This window comes from Nocardia carnea, assembly GCF_029868325.1.
GTDB classification, from domain to species: domain Bacteria; phylum Actinomycetota; class Actinomycetes; order Mycobacteriales; family Mycobacteriaceae; genus Nocardia; species Nocardia carnea_C.
Map to the genome: position 1 here is coordinate 1 of NZ_JARWNW010000080.1, position 5,474 is coordinate 5,474.

At 68.5% G+C, this 5,474-nt stretch carries 3 protein-coding genes; 1 reads left to right on the forward strand and 2 read right to left on the reverse strand.

Annotated elements, in window-relative coordinates; all coding sequences use genetic code 11:
- Positions 1-194 precede the first annotated feature (194 nt).
- Together QH196_RS04510 and QH196_RS04515 are read right to left on the reverse strand one after the other, a co-directional pair.
- Positions 195-977, reverse strand: a complete 783-nt coding sequence (locus tag QH196_RS04510) for an FAD-binding oxidoreductase (RefSeq protein ID WP_280414469.1) — start codon at positions 975-977, stop codon at positions 195-197.
- Between the two features lie 150 nt (positions 978-1,127).
- Entirely contained in the window at positions 1,128-2,285 is a 1,158-nt protein-coding gene (locus QH196_RS04515) for a globin domain-containing protein (protein WP_280414470.1), read from the reverse strand.
- A gap of 335 nt (positions 2,286-2,620) precedes the next feature.
- Between QH196_RS04515 and clpB the strand changes: the two genes are divergently transcribed.
- A complete protein-coding gene (gene clpB, locus QH196_RS04520; protein ID WP_280414471.1) occupies positions 2,621-5,224 on the forward strand; it encodes an ATP-dependent chaperone ClpB in 2,604 nt (867 codons plus the stop codon).
- The last annotated feature ends 250 nt before the right edge of the window (positions 5,225-5,474 follow it).

The window sequence follows — 5,474 nt, forward strand, 5'->3', positions numbered from 1 at the left end:
ACCGGACCCTATCTGGAACGAACCGCAGTCGAACCCGTCGGTGGCACCGGGCCCGGCACCTGCCCGTCCCCCCCCCCCCCCCCCCCCCCCCCCCCCCCCCCCCCCCCCCCCCCCCCCCCCCCCCCCCCCCCCACCCCCCGCCCACAAACGGGGCCTAACCCCGCGGCGCCGCAGGCGCCGCAAATAAACACAGCTCAGGCGCCTTCGAATTGGATTCGCTCCGGTGGGGTTCCGGCGTCGAGCAACTTTTCCACCGTGGACCGGGTCATTGCCGGCGATCCGCACACCAGGACCTGGTGCTGGTTGAAACTGCCGTAGGAGCCGACCACTTCGGCCAGGGTGCCCTGGATCAGGTCGTCGTCGGCGAAGCCGATATCCACCCGGTGCCGGTCGTGCCATTCGTCGGGCCAGGACGGGTCCTCGAGGCGTTCCACGACCGGTACGACGGTGAGCCACGGCAGGTCCGCTGCGAGGAGGACCAGCATATCGGCGGCGTACAGGTCGCGGGGGGAGAAGCCACCGAAGAAGAGGTAGGTGGTCGGGGGGTACTCGTGCCGGGCGAGTTCCAGGAGCTGGGAGCGTAGCGGCGCCAATCCGGTCCCGCCGGCGATCATCACGACCTCGTCGCCGTCGGGGTCCACACTGAACATGCCCGCCGGTGCGGCCAGTTTCCAGCGGTCACCGGGCCGGGTGTCGGCGACGATCCCGCTACTGCACCAGCCGCCCGCCACGGTTCGGACATGGAATTCGAGTTTGCCGTCCAGCGAGGGTGGTAGCGCGGGGGAGAAACGGCGGCGCATCCCCGGGAACTGCGGAACCTCGACCTCCACAGACTGCCCCGCGGTGAACGGGACGTATTCGCCGATCAGCCGGATCACCGCCAGATCGTGGCGCAGCCGGTGATGTTCGACCACCTCGGCGAACCACTGGGTCGGCTGGTCGGAGCGGTGCGGGTCGACGCGGGGGCCATTGGTCACGGGCAGTCCTTCGGAGCGGAATCGTGCGGTCGGCGCAGGTGGGCGAGGCAGCTGGTCGGGCGTGCGCGGTTTCGCGGAGCCGGAACGGAGTACCGCACCATTCTCCGGTCGGTCGGCAGGCGCGGCAAGGGCTGCCGGCCGGGGACCGGCTCAGACCGGATCGGTGCTGATGATCTCCTCCGGAGTGCCGACCGCGAGGAGTGCGCGCCGGGTATCCGCGATCATCTTCGCCGAACCGGCGATCTGGATCTGCCGATCCTCCCATGCACCGAAGCTGGCTACCACGGCGCCGAGGTTTCCGACCAGGCGCCGATGCATCCCGTAGGGCGCGTCCTCGGTGGGATGCGGGTACCACCACGGGTTCGTTTTGTGCTCGCAGACCGGGACGATGGTGAGCCACGGGTTGCTCTGCGAGAGCTGCCACATGTTCTCCACGTCGTACAGCTCGCAGGGGTAGGCGCCACCGATGAAGAAGTGCACCCGCGGATTGATTCCGCGGCGGCCCATTTCGATCAACTGCGCACGCAGCGGTGCGATACCGGTACCGGAGCCGATCATGAGCACATCGCGGCCGCTGTCCTGGTCCACCTGGAGCCCGCCGAGCGGCCCGCCGATGAGCCAGCGATCGCCGACCTTGGTTTCGTTGACGACCGACGGGCTCACCCAGCCGCTGCGGACCTTGCGCACATGGAACTCGATCTCGCCGTACGGGTTCGACGGGATGGCGGGGGAGAGATAACGCCACATCCGGGGCCGCTGCGGGACCGAGACGGGGACGTACTGACCGGCCAGATACGGGATCGGGTCATCGGACTGCAAACGCACGATCGCCAGGTCGTCGAGGACGTGGCGGTGCCCGACAACGGTGGCCTCCCAATAGGGCGGGGAATCGTCGGAATTGGCGCCTATCGCCATCGCGGCGGAGATGAGCAGGCAGACATCGCGCCATCCTTCGGCGAGTTCTCTGGTCCAGTTCGGGCCGTTGTAGGTCCCGAAGGCGGCATAGAGTGCGGGACCGGCCTGATCGTAGTGCGCGGCCTCGACCCCGTATTTGCGGTGATCGCGTGCCAGTTGTTCCAGGAACTTCTGTGCACGGTCCCAGTCCTCCAGGTGATCCAGCATGTACTGGATCGCGGTGGTCAGCCGTTTCGCCTGCATATCCATGGTCGGCGGGAACAACTCCCGCAGCCGCGGATTCTCGGCGAATAGGTGACCGTAAAAAGCGCTGACCAACCGCTCGGGTCCATGCGGTGCGTCGAGCACCGACTGGAAATTGGCGCGGACCAGCGCTGCCGAACGCGCATCCACGGCGTGGAGCTTCCTTTCCCTGATATCTGCCCGATAAGGACGTTGCCGTTACCGGCGGTCCTTCATCCGACCAGTATCCCCGAAAATTGTGATGATGGTGGATGTGAAATACGAGTACCTGGTTTGGCCGATCTTGTCCGCGGGTACTGCCGCGGCGGCGTGAGCGGGGAGCCGGCATCTTTCCGGCAACCTGCGGCCGAGGTCGGCGGAGGAAAAATCTCAGACTTGAGCGGAACAGACTCAACCTTTCGGACGTTGAACCGAGCAGAACGGCACGAGTCCCCGGAGTCGGGTGCGGTTGCCGGAGGAGATATCGACTAGCAGGAAGGTGCTTCGTGGACTCGTTCAACCCCACCACCAAGACCCAGGCCGCCCTGACCGCCGCCCTCCAGGCGGCGTCGGCGGCCGGTAACCCGGAGATCCGTCCGGCCCATCTGCTGGTGGCACTGCTGGACCAGACCGACGGGATCGCCGGGCCACTGCTGAAAGCGGTCGGCACCGATCCCGCCACGGTGCGCCGCGAGGCCCAGGACATCGTCGACCGGCTGCCCCGCGCCAGCGGTGCCACCACCACCCCGCAGCTCGGCCGGGAAGCGCTGGCCGCGATCACCGCGGCCCAGCATCTGGCCACCGAACTCGGCGACGAATACGTCTCCACCGAGCATGTGATGGTCGGACTCGCCACCGGCGATACCGATATCACGATGCTGCTCGAAAAGTACGGCGCCACCGCGGCCGCGCTGCGCGAGGCCTTCACCGCCGTCCGGGGTAACGCCCGGGTCAGCAGCCCGGATCCGGAGGGCAGCTACCAGGCGCTGGAGAAGTACTCCACCGACCTCACCGATGCCGCGCGCTCCGGCAAGCTCGATCCGGTGATCGGCCGCGATACCGAGATCCGCCGCGTGGTGCAGGTGCTGTCGCGGCGTACCAAGAACAACCCGGTGCTCATCGGCGAACCCGGCGTCGGTAAGACCGCCATCGTGGAGGGCCTGGCCCAGCGCATCATCGCGGGTGACGTGCCCGAATCGCTGCGCGGTAAAAGCGTGATCTCGCTCGACCTCGGTGCGATGGTCGCGGGCGCGAAGTACCGCGGCGAATTCGAGGAACGACTCAAAGCGGTCCTGGAGGAGATCAAGTCCAGTGCGGGCCAGATCATCACCTTCATCGACGAACTGCACACCATCGTCGGCGCCGGTGCGACCGGCGAATCCGCCATGGACGCCGGAAATATGATCAAACCGATGCTGGCGCGCGGTGAACTGCGGCTCGTCGGCGCGACCACCCTGGAGGAATACCGCAAGCACATCGAGAAGGACGCGGCCCTGGAACGCCGCTTCCAGCAGGTGCTGGTCGGCGAGCCCTCGGTCGAGGACACCGTGGGTATTCTGCGCGGGATCAAGGAACGCTACGAAGTACACCACGGCGTGCGAATCACCGATTCCGCGCTGGTGGCGGCCGCCGCTCTCTCCGACCGCTACATCACCTCCCGGTTCCTGCCGGACAAGGCAATCGACCTCGTCGACGAATCCGCGTCCCGGCTGCGAATGGAGATCGATTCGCGGCCGGTGGAGATCGACGAGGTGGAACGCGCCGTGCGCCGCCTCGAAATCGAGGAGGTCGCGCTCGCCAAGGAAACCGACGAGGCCTCCAAACAGCGGCTGGAGAAGCTGCGCGGCGAACTCGCCGACGGCCGCGAGAAGCTCAACCAGCTCACCACCCGCTGGCAGAACGAGAAAACCGCGATCGACCAGGTGCGGACGCTCAAGGAACAGCTCGAAGGCCTGCGCGGGGAATCCGACCGCGCCGAGCGCGACGGGGATCTGGGCAAGGCGGCCGAGCTGCGGTACGGCCGGATCCCGGCGCTGGAGAAGGAGCTCGCCGAAGCCGAGCGGGCCTCCGGGGCGGCCGCCGACGGCGAGGTGATGCTCAAGGAGGAGGTCGGGCCCGACGATATCGCCGAGGTGATCTCGGCCTGGACCGGTATCCCGGTCGGCCGGCTGCTCGAGGGCGAAACCGAGAAATTGCTCCGGATGGAGGCCGAACTCGGGCGGCGCGTAGTCGGCCAGACCGAGGCCGTGCAGGCAGTTTCCGATGCGGTGCGGCGTGCTCGCGCGGGGGTCGCGGACCCGAACCGGCCCACCGGGTCGTTCATGTTCGTCGGACCCACCGGCGTCGGTAAGACCGAACTGGCCAAGGCGCTCGCCGACTTCCTGTTCGACGACGAACGCGCCATGGTCCGCATCGATATGAGCGAGTACAGCGAGAAGCACGCGGTGGCCCGGCTGGTCGGTGCGCCGCCCGGATACGTCGGCTACGACCAGGGCGGTCAGCTCACCGAGGCGGTGCGGCGGCGGCCCTACACGGTGGTGCTGTTCGACGAGATCGAGAAGGCGCACCCGGATGTGTTCGACATCCTGCTCGCGGTGCTCGACGAGGGCCGGCTCACCGACGGCCAGGGCCGGACGGTGGACTTCCGCAACACCATCCTCATCCTCACCTCGAACCTCGGCGCCGGCGGCGACAAGGATTTCGTGATGAACGCGGTACGTTCGGCGTTCAAACCGGAATTCCTCAACCGCCTCGACGATGTGGTCATGTTCAGCTCGCTGGACGAGGAACAGCTCGCCCATGTCGTCGATATCCAGCTCGACCAGTTGCAGCGGCGGCTCGCCCAGCGGCGGCTCACCCTGGAGGTCAGCGATTCGGCGCGGTTCTGGCTCGCGGTCCGCGGCTACGACCCGGTGTACGGCGCCCGCCCGCTGCGCCGGCTGATCCAGCAGGCCATCGGTGACACCCTGGCCAAGGAACTACTGGCCGGAGAGGTCGCCGACGGCGACACCGTCGAGGTCGGGGTGAGCCCGGACGGGGACGGTCTGATGGTGGGGCGCCGGCTACGCGAACCGAGCTCCGCAGCTGTGGGCGGCGTGGCGACCCCCTGAGAGAACACTCCGGGGCACACCACCGTGCTGGTCGGGATCAACCGGCTCCGGGTGCAAGTGCACAACGCCGGTGGGTGTCGGACCGGGCATATTCCACGTCCCGGCACCCCTCCGGGGGGGGGGGGGGGGGGGGGGGGGGGGGGGGGGGGGGGGGGGGGGGGGGGGGGGGGGGGGGGGGGGGGGGGGGGGGGGGGGGGGGGGGGGGGGGGGGGGGGGGGGGGGGGGGGGGGGGGGGGGGGGGGGGGGGGGG